Source organism: Brevibacillus nitrificans, from assembly GCF_003710965.1.
Taxonomy (GTDB): domain Bacteria; phylum Bacillota; class Bacilli; order Brevibacillales; family Brevibacillaceae; genus Brevibacillus; species Brevibacillus centrosporus.
This window is the reverse complement of the sequence record NZ_RHHU01000011.1, coordinates 280,490-298,862: the sequence shown is the minus strand read 5'-3', so window position 1 is coordinate 298,862 and position 18,373 is coordinate 280,490. Positions and strand designations below refer to the sequence as shown.

Genomic DNA, 18,373 nt, shown 5'->3' with positions numbered 1-18,373 from the left:
TATATGTATTCTTTTCCAGCAAAAAACCCCCATCCGTGGACAGGGGATATACAAAGATTGTAGTAACAGACAGACGAAACTACACGGTAGCTAGTCCTTTAAAAACCTCTACTGCCGTCTCCATAATATCGTCTCGGAAATCGTACTCGTACGTATGGACGTGCGGATAATCTTCCCCGTTTCCGATATAGCACATGGCCCCTTTTGTCAGCTTTGTATAATGTCCGTAGTCTTCCGAACCGCGGAAGGCTTCTTTCATTTCCACGAGTGTGAGTCCTTTTTCCTTTACGACTCTTCTGATTTTGTCGGAGCTTTCCTTGTGATTGACGGTTTCCGGGAATACGTCGTTGTAAGAGAAGCTGACCTTCAGACCGTAGATTTCGGCTTGCGCCTGAGCCAGGGTCTCCAGGTTTTGCTGCAGCTTATCCAGCTCTGCCTCGTAGAGCGCTCGGATGGTCAAGAGCAGGTCGCCTTTGCTTGCCGCGATGCCGAATGCCCGTTCCCCGATATGGACCTGAACAACCGTGCAGAGAACCAAGCCCTCATTATTCTTGGGCGAGATGAGCTCGGGGATCGCATCGATCACCTTGGCGATTGCAAAAGAAGGATTTTTCCCCGTTTCGGGTTGACTGGCATGAGCAGGGGAGCCCTCCATATGGATCGTCATTCCTTTGGACGCACAATGGGCGGTGCCATCGATCACGTTCACCGAGTTGTGCGGCATGCCACTCATGTTATGGTAGGCAAAGATTTCTTCGATGTGATGTTCCTCGATAAATACAGCGCATTCGGCAGCGCCGTCACCCGTTTCTTCTGCGTGCTGGAAAAGGAAGTAGATGTTTTTGTCCGCCCCCTTTTGGTCGACCTCCAGAGCAAATCCGGCCAGCGTAGCGGAGTGGCCATCGTGTCCGCATTTGTGAGAGACTCCCGGAATCATGGATGCATGGGGGAGATCGATTCCTTCCTCCATCGGCAGCGCGTCAAAATCGGCGCGGAAGGCGATGTTTGGCTTTCCTTCCCCTGCGCGATAGATCGCATAAAACCATCTTCCTCGATCCACAATTTCCAGACGGGTGTGCGTTTTTAGAAAATCGATTAAATGCTGCTTGGTCCATACCTCGTGATTCGAAACCTCCGGATGCTGGTGCAATTCATGACGCAGCTGCACGGCTAACTCCCAATTTTTCTTTTCCATCGTAAGCCTGCCTCCTTTGTAGTAGAGGAAGATCGCGAAAGGCGATGCTCCCCTCAAATAAGATTCGTGCCGTTACTGTTTCGGTAGAGACCTCTACTATTTCGCTGTGATCTCCTAAAATCTTCTTCTCCTCTCAAATCGCGACGTCCTTTGGCTTGGTAACCGAGCTGACAATCAACATCGTAATAAGATTCACGATGAGAATGAGCAGGCCGATGTTGATGTCTTGAATGAACGAAGGCATGGCTGGAAAGAGTGCAGCCGTTGTCATATTGGTCATGCCTACATAGATGGCCAGCAATAGGCCGACAACCATTCCGGAGATGGCCCCCTGCCGCGTGACGAAGTTGTTCTTCAACAAGCTGAAAAACAGTGCGGGTGCCAATTGCGTGATGAAGTTGTAGCTCATCAAATAGAACGTGATGAGAGCGCTGCCGGCATTTAGCGTAAAGTACAGGACGACAAGAGCTAGAAGCAGTGTAATCCCCTTTGCCACCTTGGCAAGCTGCAGATCAGAGGAAGCTGGCGCAAAGGACGCGTAGACGTTTTTCGTCAACATCGAAGAGGAGGCGATCAAAAGAACGGAGCAAGGCACCAGGGCGCCTAGCAATCCGGCAGCGCCGATCAATCCGACAAACCACGGATCGAAGGTTTGCAAAGCAAGCTTGATCAAGCCCAGATCACCCTCCGCCCCTTTTAATCCAGGAATGCTCAGCACAGCCGTAAAAGCGACCATGATGGAGAACAGCTGCATCAGTGAATACAGAGGCAGCATCATGGAGTTTCTGCGGAGCGCCTTGTCGCTTTTGGCAGAGAAGGTAGACAAAAACGCATTCGGCCACATGAAGAAGCCCACGGTGCTTAGTACAACAGTAGAGATAAACCAGGTCACACTCATGCCAGCTCCCGGCAAAGTGAGAAGCTGGGGTTTGACCGAGCTGACACTTTGCAGCATGGAGGCGATCCCGCCGTGATAGTGGTAGGGAAGATAGATGCCGAGGAACACCAGAATCCCAAACGTCAGTACGTCCTTGATCAACGCAACCCGGGATGAACCGTGCAAGCCTGACAGCATGGTATAGATGACAACGGCAATGGTGCCGATCCAGATCGCCATGGTAGGGCTAATACTACCGTACGAAGCGACAGATACGAGAATGCCTAAGCCTTTTAACGAAATGATCATCAGCGGAATCATGGAGACGACCCCAACGAATGTAACCAATCTTCCGAGCAGGGGACTGTCGTATTTTTTCGCATAGAAGTCGGATTGAGAAATGAGATTGTGCTTGGAGCCGTAGCGGCGGATGGCGGGCAGGAGCCAAAATCCGACCACGCAGCCTAGCGTAATATAGGTCATGAAATACATGGCGGAGACACCGCTGTTGTACCCAAGACCGATCAACCCTGTCAGGGAGAACGTGGTGAAAAATTCTCCTGCGAGCAGGAAGAACGTAATGATGGTTCCCATGCCCCTGCCGCCCAAGGCCCATTGCTCAATGCTCTTTTGCTGGCCTTTGCTGGCGCCAACGGCCCAATAAATGCTGATCAATAGAAAGCCGAGAATGACAAAAATAGATGCATTCATTGGTTTTCCTCCTCATCCTTGGCGTAGTGGAATGTATAAATCACAGAAAGAATCAGCGAGGATAGGACGACCCACAGCACGATCCAAAATGGCAGAAAGGGAAGACCCAGCACAAACGGTTCCATACGGTTGGCGAATCCCAATCCGCCGAGAAATCCCAAGAACGGGATGATGGCAAGCCAGTTATACCATTTCATCGAGGCACCTCCGATTTTCTTATACGTTCATTTTTGCTAAAAATTGCTCCATTCGGTCCAAGCCTTCTTTCAGGTTGTCCATCGAGTTGGCATAGGAAATCCGGATATATCCTTCTCCATAGGTGGAGAAAGCGCTGCCGGGAATGACGGCAACTTTTGCTTCCCGGATCATTTTGTGGGTAAATTCCTCCGAGCTCATTCCCGTTTTCTCGATGGAAGGGAATGCATAGAACGATCCATCTGGCCGCTCGACCGGCAGCCCCATGGAAGTGACCCTGTCGTAGACATAATCTCTTCTTTTTTGGTATTCCTCGATCATCCTGTCCGCTTCCGGCAAATCCGTTTTGAGCGCCGCCAGGGAAGCATACTGGCTGGCAGAGGTCGCACACACTGTGTTGTACACATGGATTTTGATCATTTCCTCCAGAAGGTATTTGGGGGTGAGAATAAAGCCGACTCTCCAGCCAGTCATCGCATGGGATTTGGATAGACCGTTGATGACGATGGTTTTTTCCCTCATGCCGGGAAAGGAGGCAATCGATCGGTGGGCAGTTCCATACGTCAATTCACTGTAGATCTCATCTGAAAGAATGAAAACATCCTTCTCGCGTAAAAGAGAGGCAATGTCCTGCAGCTCGTCTTCTTTCAGAATCGCTCCGCATGGATTGGACGGATAGGGAAGCAGGACACAGCGGGTTTTGTCCGTTAATTTTGCGCGGATCATCTCCGCATTGAGCTTGAAGCCACTCTCTCGGGTATCGATAAAAACAGGTACGGCACCGCATAGCCTGATCAGCGGTTCATAGGCTGGATACACCGGGGCTGGCAAAATAACTTCACTGCCTTCATCCAGAATGGTGCGAAAGGCAATATCGAGTGCTTCACTCGCGCCAACTGTCACGAGAATCTCGCCGTCGGGCTCGTAATGCAGCCCATATTTGCGGTCCACAAAGCTTGCGATCGCTTTACGCAAATCAAGCAGCCCTGCATTGTGCGTATACCCTGTTTTTTTCTCCTGTAGGGACCGGATCCCCGCCTGAATGATGGGCTCCGGAGTGGCAAAATCGGGCTGACCGATTGTAAAGTTCACGATGCTCGGGTCGTTCGCTACGATATTGGCCACTTTCCGAATCCCGGATATTTCGATTTCGCGTACGTGCTTGTTGATTAGATGAAGCAACGGTAATCCTCTCCCTCTGGTTGTAAATGAACGTGTATAGCTTCTATAGCAAGCCCTGTGCCAAAGCAAAAATCCTGCTAGAATCAGGCTTTTCAGGCAAGAGAGGGGGAGCGAGTGTTGTACTAATCAATTCAATGAATCGGATTCGACTCAAAAAACGCGAAAATGACGCTTTTCCACCCGTTTCCTCTGTTTCTAGCAGGGTGAATCGAATCGATTTCGACTCATATTTGTACCTTTGTTTCAAATATTGTGATATATTTGTGCAAACGCCCGTAGAAAGTGGGAGAGCTTATGGAGAAATCCGCTATTTTTCGCGACGAAAGAAATAAACTGTTCCTCGATATCATGAACTCGATTCGGGATGCTCTCTGGGTTTTAGATAAACACGGAAACGTCCTGTGGGTCAATAATGCGGCGAAGCGGGGATTATTCGAGGTTTCCGACATCGATCTCGTCAATCAGAACGTATTGGAAATGGAAAAAAGGGGCCTCTTCTATCCGTCGATTGCCCGTTTGGTCACGGAAAGCAAGCATTTCATCAACACGGTGCAGGTCACCCAGAACAATCAGAAGCTGCTCGTGTCGGGCGATTTTATCCCGGATGAAAACGGCGACATCGAATACATCGTTTCGCATGCCCGAACGCTGAGCGAGACATTGAATACCAACATGGAGCTGGAAAAGGCGGAAGAGCTGCTGCAGCGCTACAAGAGTCAGATCCGCCAGCTGATTTGGGAAAAAAACAAGGACAACGGGGAAGAGTCCTTCATCGGAAAAAGCAAAGCGTATGTAGCCAGTCTCGAATGGCTGGAAAAAGTCGCCGATGTAGACACAACCGTCCTGATTACCGGGGAAACAGGGGTCGGCAAAAGCGCATTTGCCGCGAAGATCCACCAGCTCAGTGATCGAAGCGACAAGCCGTTTGTCCACCTGAACTGCGCCGCCATTCCCGAAGCCTTGATTGAGTCGGAGCTGTTTGGCTATAAAAAGGGTGCCTTTACCGGTGCGAATCAAAACGGCAAGACAGGTCTCATCGCAGCGGCAGAAAACGGTGTGCTGTTCCTGGATGAAATCAGCGAGCTGCCTTTGCATCTGCAGTCAAAGTTGCTTCAGTTTTTGCAGAACAAAACCTACATCCCCGTCGGCGGTTCTCAGGTACAGAAGGCGGATGTCCGCATCATCGCCGCAACCAATACCAACCTGCTAGAGCTGACCAGAACCGGACAGTTTCGTGCCGATTTATTTTACCGGCTCAACATCCTGCCGCTCAACATCCCACCGCTTAGGGAACGCAGGGAAGACATCGTCCCGCTGCTGGACTTTTATTTGAAGAAATACAATAACAAATATCAGAAGGACCATACCTTGTCTGGCAACCTCACCGATGTTTTCTACAACTACGACTGGCCGGGGAATATTCGGGAATTGGAAAATCTGCTGGAGCGCTTAGTCATTACCGTTGAAAACAAGGAAATGGATCTGCGGGATCTTCCGGATAAAATTCGCAATGAACAGCTGGGGCAAATATCTTCCCTGCATGCTTTGCCAGCCAACCAGACCTTGACCGAATACCTCAATCAAATCGAGAGGGAGATTATCGAGGAAACCTACAGACAGCTGCAGAGCACGAGAAAAGCAGCAGCGAGGCTCGGGGTAACGCAAGCCTATATCGCACGGCGCTTCAAAAAATACAAGCTGAAGGTCGTAGAGGAAAAGGATTTGACGACGATGGAGTGAGGCAGAACTCAAAATTACGGAAAAGGCATGACCAGACAAGTGCTGGTTGTGCTTTTTTTCATGGTGTCATTCATCATAACTTTCAGCTGAGCAGCATTAATTTTTATGAAGCCATTCTAAAAGCTCCGATGCCTAAGTAACATAAAGTAAGTTAATAACCTAATGTCTTGGAGGTATGAGGATGGCAAACCAACAGCTGAAGATCGGCATTATCCTGGGAAGCACTCGGCAAGGACGCGTGAGCCCGCAGGTTGGCCAATGGGTCAAGCAAATTGCGGACGGCCGTGGAGATGCTGCGTACGAAGTGGTGGATATTACGGAGTACAAACTGCCTTTCTTTGGTGAAGGAACCGGACAAGAGCCTGGACTTGCTGCGTGGAAGGCAAAAATTGAAAGTCTGGACGGATTTGTCTTCATCGTTCAGGAGTACAATCACAGCATTACCGGTGCCCTGAAAAATGCGCTGGACTCGGCACGCGATCCATGGTTCAACAAAGCGGCCGGCATCGTAAGCTACGGTTCTACAGGCGGTGCACGAGCTGCCGAGCATTTGCGGGGAATATTGGGTGAGCTTTTGGTGGCGGACGTCCGAACACATCCTACCTTATCCTTGTTTACGGATTTCGAGAACTTTTCGGTATTCAAGCCGTCGAGCCTTCACTTGACCAATGTCAATGGCATGCTGGATCAGGTGGTAGCTTGGAGTGGGGCGTTGAAGACGCTTAGATAAGTGATCAAAATGGGAATAGGTTAGCTCCACAAGAAAGAGGTGGAGCTATTTTTTTATTTCTCGAGAACGAAGGAGGCTAGGTGGGACGTGGGTTTGCGTACAATATTACTTGTAGTTTCTCTGTATCTTTGTAGTCCGTAAGAAAGTTAAAAGTCACATAAGAATTCGTACTGGTTGATTAATTCTAAAGTATGTAGGTTATCTGATTGCAAAATATTGAGCTTGGGGATTTCTAAAGGACATGTTAGGTCAAGGGTTGTCCCCTTTTTTGCCCAAGCCTGAGGACACTAATTAAGTACTGCTACAGAATTCGCAATGGACTCTGAATTCAGTAAGTACCTAACGTTCTTTCTTTCGAGTGTTGGACTAAGTTTTATTTTTTCTAAAATAGTTCAAAAATCCTCCTTTACTATACATAGATTGTGGGTGAAAAAGAGTTTCTATATGTGATCGGCCAAGGAATAATAATATAACAGGTCTTTATTCAGTGGGAAATGTGCATTCTTTGAAGTTAATAAATGCAAACCTCGAATTGATTCTGCTACGTTCTTTATCTAATCGATATATTTATATAATCACTCAAATTGGAAATTTGAATGATTATATAAATTCGTTTCAAATAAAGGAATAATATTATAAAATGTCGAAAATCAACCAATATTGTAGGTTATTGGGACTATGTCCAAATACCTGTAGATTAAATGCGGAGGGAAAGAAATGAAAAGTGATCAACATAGGTATAAATATGATGTGACGCGCTACTTATGCGCTGCAGCGGAATTAAATCGGAATGTTAGAGATACTATTTTCGAGCATGTAGTGCAAAATCCATATAAATTCGTAGCAAAGAACTATGGGGTTGATTTGTCACGTGTTGTTCGGCAATGCTTACGAATACAAACTAGGGACTTAGCAACTGATTTATTATTGAGTGCCATTATGTTATTTTATGTTATTATCCATTTCTCCCATAAGGGACTAATCTATGGAATAATAACTTTCATTCCAAATTTGATTTCCTCTTGGGCGTTTATTTTTACACTGTTTGTAATATGTGGAAGTAGGCTATGGTCTTATTGGGAAGTGTCTCGCAATCTATCGAAAGACAACTTCGGTAATTCGTTGCATAAGGAAACTTTGGTTGAATCAATCTATGCTGAGCGTTTGTTAGAGCTTAAACAACTCGAAGAAGGTAACACTACCTATTATAGTGGTTATACTCCTTTCGTTGGTGCAGGTAATAGAATTGGCGGCTGGTCATTTGTGTTTAGTACCCAAAGCGAAATGGACCAGAATGAATATGTTGATATCTCATTAAAAAAAATGTATGACACCATGGGAGAGAAAATTAAAGACTTACAGATAAAAGGGATGAGCATAGAGGACGGGCTGTTCGTTGATGGTAAAACTCTGCGTAACCATCCAGAATTTTTACCGGATGTATTATCAGCACCCAATGCAAAAATTAGTGATGAGGTTATGCAAGATTATGTAGGCAAGTTCACAGAGCAAAAAAGATACTATAAAATAATACAAATTTCTGGATGGCAGGGGAATTTTATTTTTTCTACTTTCTTTAGATTGACTAAAAATGATCGCCAAATGTTTGTTGAGGTCAATTACTATTTATTGCCACCCCTTAAAAAAAATTATTATGCCATCGATCAGCTTCGAGTGGGTATTCCGGCTTCAATAATTGGGAAAACAATTCTCATTTCTATTATTCCTGCAATAGTAAGTCCCTTTTTAGCCCCTTTTCGATTTATTTCGCGACTTAATCTGTTGCTCAATAAACGAGGAGGTAATAGCAGGAAGGTAGAACGTCAGGTTAAAGATAATCCTGTTTTTGATTACGGGGCAGCACAGAGTTTAAGAGAAATAGTTGCTTCGGATAAAATGCAAAACTTTTTTCAAGATGCAGACGTAATCATGTATCAAAAACAAGTTGAGCGGTATTTAATGGAGGGAATGACTGAGTACTTAAAATCACAAGGGGTAGATGTTTCGGAATTCAACAAACGAAAAGAAGCTATTATTCAACAGGGAATCACAATTAATGGTGGCAACTTCGAAGTGGAAAATTTGGTGGGAGGTAACCAAATTAAGCATAACATTATAAAAAAAGTTGAGTCAGTGGTAAAGGAATCATAATGGAATGGAGTGAAGATTTATAGATGAGCTCCAATAAAGGGATAATAATCAATGGCGGAAATTTTAACATAACAAACATGGTTAGTGGTGACCAGGTTATCAATTATGGCACGCCAAATGAAAAGGTGAAAGAGGAACAAAATGTAAAGTATGATGTAGTCTTTTCTTTCGCTGGTGAAAATCGAGAACTTGTAAGAGAAGTTGCAACAATTTTAATATCCAAAAATGTAGATGTTTTTTATGATGAGGTCGAACAAATACTCCTTTGGGGAAAGGACTTAAAAGATCACTTCAAAAGAGTATTTGGATCTTCTGGACGGTTATGTATCTTGTTTATGTCCAAATATTATCTTCAAAAAAGCTGGTGCCAGTATGAATTAGGCATTATTAAAATACATAAAAATTGTTCTGATGGGGAGTATATACTTCCCATCATTTTAGATGATACCCCATTACCGGATGGAATGGAAAATTTGGCTCATTTGGACGGAATAGGTAATACATCAGAACAGTTAGCAGATTTTATTTTTCAAAAAATTTACTTAAAAATGAAAAGTAATTATTAGATATAGGAGGAAGATAGTTACATGGTTGTAATAGCAATTCATCCTAGATTAACAATTGGGGCCCATGAAGAAGCCCAATTGTTTTATGATTTTTTCCAAGATGAACTTTATGAGCACGCTGATGTTCGATCAATTAAATCCTTTAATGTATTAGAAGAAACAACGCTAACTAGCGATGATGTAATAGTATTCTTCTTTAGAAGTGATAAAAATTATTCTATTCCCGTACAAGAATTTCTATTTGAAGCAACAAAAAAAACTTGCAAAATATTACCTGTCTCGATAGATAAGAGTTTTAGAGTACCTCCAATTAGCGCTATTAAATCGCAGAGTTACGATGTAGAAGAACATTTAAGAAATCGTGCTCTCACTAAAGCAAATTTATCGACAATTGCAAGTGCATTTTCAAGGAATGTTCTCTCAGAAATCCAACCTACACTGATAAAAGACAGGATGCATTTGTTTATCAGCCATAGAAGATTAGATGGAGAGGAATTAGCAGCAGCTCTCTGTAAATCTCTGAGACAACAAGCTGAATCAGTATTTCGTGACCTTATTGATATAAAAGTTGGTGAAGATGCACAAGAAATTATTGAAGAAAATCTTAGTAACAGTGATGCTGTAATTTTTTTAGATACCCCAAAATCATATGAGTCGGAGTGGATTGCGAAAGAACTTAAAATGGCAATTTCTATGAATTTACCTATAGTGTGGGTGAAAATTGGAAATCATAACGAGCAAAATCAACTAAAGGTGACTCCACTTGGTAAACCGCATTTTGTTATAAATGAAATTAGTTCTTTAGAAACCAAATTTGATCCGGATTTAGTTAATAGGATGATCGATGAGGCTTTTAAAATTTCACGTGAGCATACAACAGTTTTATTTGATCAATTTAGAAAACTGAAATCACTTGCCAAAGCTAATGATTTAACTATAAAGCAGGTAAATAAGAAATTAATGCTTTATGAAGTACATATTCCACGAAAGCCATTTCGCTATTGGCAACGACCTATGACTCATTTGATACAGTTGTATGGAAGATTTCCTAAACATAATGATAAGAAAAGTTTCAGACCTTTAGCATCTGAGTACGGCTACGAACATCCAGCGTTGGGCAGTTTCTATGATTCAGCAATAATGTTAGCACCTATTCAATCCCGAAATATGGTAATATCAACAACTGCAGACAATTGTTACGTTGATTCAATTCATGATTATATAAATAGTCTTGAAAGCTACTTAGAAACTTCCTCAAAAAATAAGTTAAAAAAAAGAGGCATAATCATCTCAGGTGCCTTTCCAGACTGTGATCCGACATATCAGCAATACTTATCGAATGCAGTGCATTCGATAACTCAAGCAATTCTTGAACATTCAGGAATTGTAATATTAGGTGGACATCCTACTTTTCAATACCCCATTTTAGAAATGGCCAAAAGAACTTGTCCAGTTAGTTATAAAGAAGTTATACATCTCTATATTTCAAAATGGTTTGTGACAGATCAAAACATAGCTGAAATGAACAACCATTCTAAAGTTTTTCCAATTAAAGCGGCAAATTCTCGAGAAGATAGTTTAACACAATTGCGAAAGACTATGATAAATGACGAAGAAGCGAGGGCTTTGATAGTTATGGGAGGAAAGACAACTGACGGAGGCCATATGCCAGGAGTTGACGAAGAAATATCCCTAGCCCGTAGAGCAGGAATCCCAGTATTTATTATAGGATCAGTTGGTGGAAGGAGCGGAGAGCTTGCCGCAGAATTAGACAAAAATAATTGGGAAGAAACTTGGAATGAATTAACTGTAGAAGAGAATCGGTTAATAATGACTAGTCTTGACTATAGCACAATAGCAAAATTAATACTTACTAAACTTGGATTCTAAAAATAAAAAACATTTGTTTTCGCTAGTGTACATTCGAGGACTTGGTTTGATAAAAATTAAGAAGGTACCTTCTGTTCTTTGTTCATTTGTAAAGCTAATCTATACTCCAAAAAGCACCGTTACCCGTAAAACGGCTCCTATGATACTATGAAGGTTATGATCGTAAACCAACAACCTCCTGTCACAGGCAGCCGGAATGGGGACAAAATCTTGAAAACGTTCAAAAAAGTTTATATAGAAATTACCAGCGTCTGCAATCTCTCCTGCAGCTTTTGCCCGCCGACTGAGCGCGCGAAGAGCTTCATCAAGGTCGAGGACTTTGCGAAAAGACTGGATGAGATCAAGCCGCACACCAACTACATTTACTTGCATGTCAAAGGCGAGCCGCTCTTGCATCCCAAAATCGACGAGCTGCTGGATATCGCTCATGAGAAAGGCTTCAAGGTCAATATCACGACGAATGGAACGCTGATCGCAAAGAACCGCCACAAGCTGCTGGGCAAACCGGCGCTGCGGCAAATGAACTTTTCCTTGCACAGCTTCGACGGTCACGAGGGCTCTACGAACCGGGAAGGGTACTTGCGGGAAATCCTCTCCTTTGTTCGTGCGGCGGAAGAATATAAAGTCATTTTCTCGTTCCGCCTCTGGAATTTGACGCAGGACAACGCTACGAACTTGCAAAAGAGCAGAAACCGCGAGACACTGGAGATCATTGAAAAAGAGTTTGGCTTGGATTACAGGATTGAAGAGAAGGTCGTGCCGGGCAGCGGTGTCAGAATCGCCGAAACCGTTTATTTGAATCAGGACATTGAGTTCCAATGGCCAAGCCTGACTGCCCCTGAGGATGACGGCAAAGGCTTCTGCCATGGGCTCCGCACACAGGCGGCGATCCTCGAGAACGGGACGGTCGTGCCATGCTGTCTGGATGGCGAAGGGGTCATCAATCTGGGGAATATCAATCAAGCCTCCTTTTCTGATATTATCAATGGCGAGCGGGCAACGAATCTCATCGAAGGCTTTTCACGTAGAGAGGCAGTCGAGGAGATGTGCAGAAGATGTGGGTATCGTCAGCGTTTTGGAGCGTAAAAAAGTGGTGTTGCTCACAGGAGAGTGGGGAATACTGGTAGAGAAGAGGTACTAAAGGAGAATGAGCAATTTGCAAACGAGTGAAATAAAAAACGGGTTTCCCCCTCATTTTGAGGATCTGAAAAAGTCTGCGAACCGAACTTCCAATTGGCGGGAGCGTTTGGAAGCAGTGGAAGAGCTGGGCAGATGGAGAGATCCTCAAACTATCAATCTATTAAAACGTTTGTTGATCAACGATTCCGTTTACAAGGTTCAAGAGGCGGCCTTTCAAAAGCTCCAGAACTTTGGCGAGGATGTTGAGCTGCCGCCACAGAAAAAAGGAGATTTAATTAAAGGCACGACAAAAAGCTTGGTTCGCATCAAGAAAAGCTTGCCAAAGGGGCATACGTTTGAAGATTTTAAAGAGAAGCTGCAAAAAATGAGAACAGATATCTACGATGCCTACGAGGGTGAAAAAGGAACGGACTTTGAGAAGTGGCTGGAGAATACGTGGGCTGAGATGTAGGAAATAGCACAGCATAGAGTAGAAGAAAATTATCATAACGAACGCCCGAGCTTCATCGAGACCTGAGTATTTCAGGTTTCTTTTTTTGTCATTGTTTGAAGGGGATCGTAAAAATCTGATTGAAATAATGAGCTTATTTAAAATGGGTGATATTGAAAAAGTGAAAGACCGGATAGAAGCGGAACCAAGAATGATTTTGGAATCTTGGTCTGAATATAAGAGTGACTCCAACTATGAAGTAAAAAAGGATAAGAAGGCGGCTAAAATAGTTGGGAGATGATTCATCCGTTTTAAGGTACAATCGTACATTTGGCAGCAAAAAGCGTAATAAAGAAATCGAAAATCACCCTTCCGCAAGCGGAGAGCGGTGATTTTTTTTCTCCAAGCTTGTGTTTCCCTAAAGATACTCGTATGATTATACATAGATAATCTATGTATCGAAAACCTAGGTATTCAAAAAGGAGAAGCGTCATGCGAATCAACAAAGAGTTAATGAAAGGAAGCACGGTTATCCTTGTCCTTACCATGCTGGAGAAAAAAGCAATGTACGGGTATGAGCTGATCAAAGAGCTGGAGCGAAACTCCAATGGCATGTTTTCCTTGAAGGAAGGCACCCTTTACCCAATTCTGCACACGTTGGAGGCTGCTGGCATTGTGCATTCCTACTGGCAGGAAGCGGAGGGAGAGAGAAAGCGCAAGTACTACCAGATTACCGAAGAAGGCAGGGGGCATTTAAAAGACAAGAAAGAGGAATGGGTATCGTTTCGCACTGCGGTAGATCGATTGCTATGGGAGGGACAGGCATGAGGCGGCACGCACAAATCGATGAGTACATACGCCAGGTTTGTTCGCAGATCAAAAGCAAGGAAGTCCATGAGGCCATTTCACGAGAGCTGGAGGGGCATTTTGCGGATCGGATCGAGGATTACCAGGGGGAAGGTATGAGCGAAGCGGACGCGGTGGATAGAGCCATTTTGCAAATGGGCGATCCTCTTTTGATCGGAAAAGAGCTGCATCACACCCATAAACCGCGAATCGAGTGGAGTCTGCTAGGCATGATCGCTGGTTTGATCGGCTTGGGACTGCTTACGCTCTACTCTTTGCTGGATAGTCAATCCTTGGCGTCCTCGCAGCTTCAACGCCAGATTTTTTTCCTCGTTCTGGGCGCTGTAGTGCTGGTGGGTCTTCTATTTACCGACTACCGCAGGCTTTTGCCGTACTGCAAGCATCTGTATACGGCGACGCTTCTGCTGATGCTCTGCTCGCTTTTTATGGGCAAGAAAGTAAATGGCACCATGATTTATCTGGACGTTGGGTTCATCGGCATCGATTTTCTCAGTCTGAGTCCGTTTCTCCTCATTTTGTCTGTGGCGGGTCTATTTAGCCAGTGGAAATGGGAGGGCTGGAAGACATTTGCGCAAGCACTGGCGCTGTTCCTCGTACCGCTCTTGATTTACATAAGTGTGGCAAGATTGTTTCCGGGATTGTTGTTTGTCGCGGGGTACGGCGCCTTGTTGTTCTCTTTGCAAATGAAGCCCAATCATGTGTGGGCGTTTGGGAGCGTTATTGTTGCTCTCCTGCTGGGCGGAGTCGGTCTATTGCTTGCAAAGCCCTACTCTATCAACAGACTGCTCGCTTTCCTCGATCCCTACAAGGATCCTCTCGGCGCAGGCTACCAAACGGTCCAATCGATCGAAGCGATTCGTTCTGCAGGCTGGTGGGGTCATGGATTTGGCGCGCAGCTGGCGGAGCTGCCGGTGACCGAGTCTGACTTCGTATTTGCCTATTTGGTGTACAGCTTTGGCTGGATCGTAGGAGGAGCCGTGCTGTTGATCGGGATTTTGCTGCTGTATTGCATCCAAAGAGCGATGGGCCAAGTAAAGGACCGCTTTGGCAGCTTGCTGATCCGGGGCTTGATGGCTGTCTTTTTTGTGCCATTCTTCTGGAGCATTCTGATGGCGCTGGGCATCGTTCCGATCTTCTCGGTCAGCCTGCCGTTTATCAGCTATGGCGGCACACAATTTGTCCTTCAAATGGCGGTGTTCGGGATCATCCTGAGTGTGTATCGGAGAAAGGATATTACCGTGCTTGCGGCTAACCGATAGATTCTTGCCCAAAATCTTCCTTTCATAGGGTAAGATGAATAGAAAAAGGGAAGGCTTGGAGGGCTGGTATGGTTACCTTTAGAATCGCCACCGCAAACGATTTGGATCAAATTGTACAAATGCTGGCAGACGATGAGCTCGGCAAAACGAGGGAGCGCTACGAAACGCCTCTCCCGGAAAGCTATGGAAAAGCCTTTGAAGCGATCGAAGCCGACCCGAATAATGAAGTAGTGGTTGCATGCCTCGGGGAAGAAATTGTGGGTGTGCAGCAGATTACGTTTACTCCTTATTTGACACATCAGGGGAGCTGGAGAGCTACGATAGAAGGAGTGCGGACGGCATCGTCGGTACGAGGAAAAGGAATCGGCAGCCAGCTCATTGAATGGGCCATCGATCGTGCAAAAGCACGCGGATGTCGCCTTGTTCAGCTGACAACAGATAAAAAGAGAGAGGATGCCCATCGCTTTTATGAACGCTTAGGCTTTCAGGCGACTCATGAAGGGATGAAGTTGAAGCTTTGATAGATAGGCTAGGAAGGATCAGATGCGCAGATTCGCATTTGGTCCTTTTTTATTAGCCAGTAAGTTTTCTATGGGATATAGAAAAAGACAAAATAAACAAAATATTAAGAATATATTGACTGGTTTATAAACATAATTTATCATGATAATAAATCATTATCAAATCAGTGGAGAGAAACCAAAATTACATAGGAATAGCGGGGTGATCACCTGTAGCAAGTCTTAGCGACTGTCGTGCCGTGCGAAGAATTTCTTCTCATCCGTGTGAAAAGGTCTAGTCTAAGGGGGCATACAGAATATGCGATTGACCCGAACGAAACAGGTAGTCTGTTCGCTTTTGCTCGTGACATCTCTCTTGTCCGGCTGTGGAAAGGAGAGCGCTGCGCCTGCCCCAGCATCAGGTACGCCCGGTACGGAGGCAAAGGCAAGCGGCGGAGAATTTATTTTCGGTCTTGCTAGTGAGCCCACTGTTTTAGACCCTGGTGTAGAGCCGAGCGCTGCCGGCTACCGGGTGTTCCGCCAGATTTTTGACAGCCTCGTGGTAGAGACCGCCGATCACAGCTTTAAGCCTTGGCTGGCTACCTCGTGGGAGATCAGCCCTGACGCCAAGCAGTTTACGTTTCACCTGCGAAAAGATGTAAAATTCCACGATGGAACTCCCTTTAATGCGGAAGCCGTGAAGTTCAATTTTGATCGCATCGTAGATCCAAAGACAAAATCACGCTTTGCCGTCTCCCTGATTGGCCCCTATGATTCCTCGGAAGTGATTGACGAGTACACCATCCGCGTAAATTTCAAACAGCCTCATGCGCCATTCATGGAAGCATTGAGCCAGGCATTTTTAGGAATGGCATCTCCGACTGCCGTACAGAAATTCGGTGACAAGTTTGGGCAAAACCCAGTAGGAACAGGACCCTTTGTTTTTGAGAAATGGATTCAGAAGAGTGAGATCGCCTTAAATAAAAATCCTGATTACAACTGGGCTCCCGAAACCGCAGGCCACACAGGAGCAGCCTACCTGGACAAATTGATCTACCGTATCATCCCGGAGGATTCCACACGAGTCGGCTCTGTACAAAGCGGCCAGATTTCCGCAGCGGAAACCATTCCTCCGCAAAACATCGTTGCTTTCAAGAACGACAGCAACATCCAGATGCTTGAAGCTCAATCGCCAGGCTCCCCCTACACGCTTATGCTCAATACAACCAAACAGCCGTGGGACGATGTCAAGGTACGTACAGCTGTCATGCTGGCGATCGACATGGACACCATCGTAAAAACCTTGTACATGGGCACCTACCAAAGGGCATGGGGGCCATTGACACCTTCCACTGCCGGCTATGATCCAAAGGTAGAAAACTCCTGGAAGCCTGATACGGCAAAAGCAAATCAGCTGCTCGACGAGGCTGGCTGGACCGAGCGGGATGCGAACGGCACCCGGATGAAAAACGGTCAGCCACTGGTGATGAACTATCTGATTGGAACGCCAAACCGGGAAAAACGCCATGATATCGGTACGATGATGCAGCAGCAGCTCAAGCAAATAGGAATCTCCGTAAAAATCGACCTCCAAGCGACCAACGCCGTCGTCAGCGCTATCATGAATGGGCAGTATGACATGACTGGGACAAGTCTCGTACAGGGAGACCCAGACGTCTTGCGCTCCATTTACCACTCGATCAACACACCTACTCCCCAAAAATTCGCCTTTAATCTCGGACACTTGGAAAACCCGGAAATCGACCAGCTATTAATGGATGGCTTAAAGAGTACAGATCTGAAGGTTCGCTCTGACATTTACGCCAAGGTACAGGAGTATCTGATCGAAAATGCACTGACTCTGCCAACCTATGTATTTCCTTATACCGTTGCGGCGCAAAAGGAATTCACGGGCATTCAGTTTGATTCGCGCGCGTACCCCTTGTTCTACGATGTCGCGAAAACAAAATAGTAGAACCACGCAGGAGGAGAAGTAGGAGGCGGTTTCCATGATTGGTTTTCTAGTGCGGAGGATTCTCGCTGCCATTCCGGTCCTATTCGGTGTAGCTACACTGGTGTTTTTCATTCTCCGCCTCCTGCCTGGCGACCCGATCGCGCTCATGCTCGCGGGTGCCCCGGCAGACGAGGAGACGATGAACAACCTGCGCCAGCAATTCGGACTGGATCAGCCTTTAATCATGCAATACTTCACGTTTTTGGGACACATCGCCACGGGGAACTTTGGGCAATCCTTCGTCAGAAGTGAGCCTGTGATGGGGATGATTGGAGAGCAGTTCGTCTCCACCCTGATGCTGACCTTGGCGAGCACCGTAATTGCCGTCTTGCTGGGAGCGGTACTGGGGGTCATCTCCGCCATTCATCGAAATGGCTGGGCGGACTTTGTCATCCGGATCATCAGTTTACTGGGGATATCGATGCCTACTTTCTGGTCAGGGATCTTATTGATACTCATATTCTCCGTCCACCTGAACTGGTTTCCCGCGACCGGATCAGGCGGCTTCAGCAGGCTGGTGCTCCCGGCTTGTGCCCTCGGCTTGGTGGGCGCAGGCTTTATTGTCCGGATGGTCCGCAACAGTATGCTCGAGGTCATCAATGAACAGTTCATTATGACACTACGCTCGAAGGGGCTGTCAGAGAGGATCGTCATGTACCAGCATGCTTTGCGAAATGCACTGATTCCAGCTGTCACGATGGTTGGCGTGCAAATCGGTGAGCTGCTCGCAGGAGCGGTAATTATCGAAACGGTTTTTGCCAGACAAGGGCTGGGGCGGTTGATCGTCGATGCCATCATGAACAAAGACTTTCCGACTGTGGAAGGAGCGGTACTGTTTACGGCAATCGTCTACGTCGTTGTCAATATTCTCGTCGATGTTTCCTACTCGGTGATTGATCCGAGAGTTCGAACATCCAATTAGGGAG

At 45.7% G+C, this 18,373-nt stretch carries 16 protein-coding genes; 12 read left to right on the top strand and 4 right to left on the bottom strand.

Going from position 1 to position 18,373, the window contains the following annotated elements; all coding sequences use genetic code 11:
- Positions 1-79: 79 nt before the first annotated feature.
- From EDM59_RS19415 to EDM59_RS19400, 4 genes are all read right to left on the bottom strand, one after another.
- Positions 80-1,195 carry a M20 metallopeptidase family protein gene (locus EDM59_RS19415; protein WP_122925128.1) on the bottom strand — a complete coding sequence of 372 codons (1,116 nt, stop codon included), beginning with the start codon at positions 1,193-1,195 and terminating at the stop codon, positions 80-82.
- Between the two features lie 133 nt (positions 1,196-1,328).
- Entirely contained in the window at positions 1,329-2,783 is a 1,455-nt protein-coding gene (locus EDM59_RS19410; protein ID WP_122925127.1) for a sodium:solute symporter family protein, read from the bottom strand.
- Positions 2,780-2,980 (bottom strand): DUF3311 domain-containing protein, encoded by a 201-nt coding sequence (locus tag EDM59_RS19405; RefSeq protein WP_122925126.1) that lies wholly within the window; start codon positions 2,978-2,980, stop codon positions 2,780-2,782. The genes EDM59_RS19410 and EDM59_RS19405 overlap by 4 nt, the downstream gene beginning before the upstream one ends.
- A 19-nt stretch (positions 2,981-2,999) precedes the next feature.
- A complete protein-coding gene (locus EDM59_RS19400; RefSeq protein ID WP_122925125.1) occupies positions 3,000-4,160 on the bottom strand; it encodes an aminotransferase A in 1,161 nt (386 codons plus the stop codon).
- Positions 4,161-4,454: 294 nt separating this feature from the next.
- Here EDM59_RS19400 and EDM59_RS19395 point away from each other — a divergent pair, with 294 nt between their 5' ends.
- The 12 genes from EDM59_RS19395 (at position 4,455) to EDM59_RS19340 (ending at position 18,369) form a co-directional block, all read left to right on the top strand.
- On the top strand, positions 4,455-5,900 hold the full coding sequence (locus EDM59_RS19395) for a sigma-54 interaction domain-containing protein (protein WP_122925124.1): 1,446 nt from the start codon (positions 4,455-4,457) through the stop codon (positions 5,898-5,900).
- 181 nt (positions 5,901-6,081) lie between these two features.
- Positions 6,082-6,630 carry an NADPH-dependent FMN reductase gene (locus EDM59_RS19390; protein ID WP_122925123.1) on the top strand — a complete coding sequence of 183 codons (549 nt, stop codon included), beginning with the start codon at positions 6,082-6,084 and terminating at the stop codon, positions 6,628-6,630.
- Between the two features lie 717 nt (positions 6,631-7,347).
- Positions 7,348-8,781 carry a hypothetical protein gene (locus EDM59_RS19385; RefSeq protein WP_122925122.1) on the top strand — a complete coding sequence of 478 codons (1,434 nt, stop codon included), beginning with the start codon at positions 7,348-7,350 and terminating at the stop codon, positions 8,779-8,781.
- Positions 8,782-8,804: 23 nt separating this feature from the next.
- On the top strand, positions 8,805-9,347 hold the full coding sequence (locus EDM59_RS19380; protein ID WP_122925121.1) for a TIR domain-containing protein: 543 nt from the start codon (positions 8,805-8,807) through the stop codon (positions 9,345-9,347).
- Between the two features lie 21 nt (positions 9,348-9,368).
- A complete protein-coding gene (locus tag EDM59_RS19375; RefSeq protein ID WP_122925120.1) occupies positions 9,369-11,237 on the top strand; it encodes a toll/interleukin-1 receptor domain-containing protein in 1,869 nt (622 codons plus the stop codon).
- Positions 11,238-11,447: 210 nt separating this feature from the next.
- The gene (locus EDM59_RS19370) at positions 11,448-12,323 is read left to right on the top strand and encodes a radical SAM/SPASM domain-containing protein (protein WP_122925223.1); all 876 of its coding nucleotides are present in this window, start codon (positions 11,448-11,450) and stop codon (positions 12,321-12,323) included.
- Between the two features lie 70 nt (positions 12,324-12,393).
- On the top strand, positions 12,394-12,828 hold the full coding sequence (locus EDM59_RS19365; RefSeq protein ID WP_183192966.1) for a HEAT repeat domain-containing protein: 435 nt from the start codon (positions 12,394-12,396) through the stop codon (positions 12,826-12,828).
- A 471-nt stretch (positions 12,829-13,299) separates the two neighbouring features.
- Complete coding sequence (locus EDM59_RS19360) at positions 13,300-13,635, top strand: PadR family transcriptional regulator (protein ID WP_122925118.1); 336 nt, start codon at positions 13,300-13,302, stop codon at positions 13,633-13,635.
- Positions 13,632-14,933: an FtsW/RodA/SpoVE family cell cycle protein gene (locus EDM59_RS19355; RefSeq protein WP_183192956.1), complete on the top strand. Its 1,302-nt coding sequence runs from the start codon at positions 13,632-13,634 to the stop codon at positions 14,931-14,933. Before EDM59_RS19360 ends, EDM59_RS19355 begins: the two co-directional genes overlap by 4 nt.
- Before the next feature lie 68 nt (positions 14,934-15,001).
- Positions 15,002-15,454, top strand: a complete 453-nt coding sequence (locus EDM59_RS19350; RefSeq protein WP_122925116.1) for a GNAT family N-acetyltransferase — start codon at positions 15,002-15,004, stop codon at positions 15,452-15,454.
- Positions 15,455-15,752: 298 nt separating this feature from the next.
- A complete protein-coding gene (locus EDM59_RS19345) occupies positions 15,753-17,405 on the top strand; it encodes an ABC transporter substrate-binding protein (RefSeq protein WP_122925115.1) in 1,653 nt (550 codons plus the stop codon).
- Between the two features lie 37 nt (positions 17,406-17,442).
- Positions 17,443-18,369, top strand: a complete 927-nt coding sequence (locus EDM59_RS19340) for an ABC transporter permease (protein ID WP_122925114.1) — start codon at positions 17,443-17,445, stop codon at positions 18,367-18,369.
- The last annotated feature ends 4 nt before the right edge of the window (positions 18,370-18,373 follow it).

Coding starts and splice junctions, on each gene's coding strand:
- EDM59_RS19415 (WP_122925128.1), bottom strand. CDS start 1,195: ATGGAAAAGAAAAATTGGGAGTTAGCCGTGCAGCTGCGTCATGAATTG.
- EDM59_RS19360 (WP_122925118.1), top strand. CDS start 13,300: ATGCGAATCAACAAAGAGTTAATGAAAGGAAGCACGGTTATCCTTGTC.
- EDM59_RS19385 (WP_122925122.1), top strand. CDS start 7,348: ATGAAAAGTGATCAACATAGGTATAAATATGATGTGACGCGCTACTTA.
- EDM59_RS19350 (WP_122925116.1), top strand. CDS start 15,002: ATGGTTACCTTTAGAATCGCCACCGCAAACGATTTGGATCAAATTGTA.
- EDM59_RS19355 (WP_183192956.1), top strand. CDS start 13,632: ATGAGGCGGCACGCACAAATCGATGAGTACATACGCCAGGTTTGTTCG.
- EDM59_RS19410 (WP_122925127.1), bottom strand. CDS start 2,783: ATGAATGCATCTATTTTTGTCATTCTCGGCTTTCTATTGATCAGCATT.
- EDM59_RS19405 (WP_122925126.1), bottom strand. CDS start 2,980: ATGAAATGGTATAACTGGCTTGCCATCATCCCGTTCTTGGGATTTCTC.
- EDM59_RS19380 (WP_122925121.1), top strand. CDS start 8,805: ATGAGCTCCAATAAAGGGATAATAATCAATGGCGGAAATTTTAACATA.
- EDM59_RS19395 (WP_122925124.1), top strand. CDS start 4,455: ATGGAGAAATCCGCTATTTTTCGCGACGAAAGAAATAAACTGTTCCTC.
- EDM59_RS19340 (WP_122925114.1), top strand. CDS start 17,443: ATGATTGGTTTTCTAGTGCGGAGGATTCTCGCTGCCATTCCGGTCCTA.
- EDM59_RS19345 (WP_122925115.1), top strand. CDS start 15,753: ATGCGATTGACCCGAACGAAACAGGTAGTCTGTTCGCTTTTGCTCGTG.
- EDM59_RS19375 (WP_122925120.1), top strand. CDS start 9,369: ATGGTTGTAATAGCAATTCATCCTAGATTAACAATTGGGGCCCATGAA.
- EDM59_RS19390 (WP_122925123.1), top strand. CDS start 6,082: ATGGCAAACCAACAGCTGAAGATCGGCATTATCCTGGGAAGCACTCGG.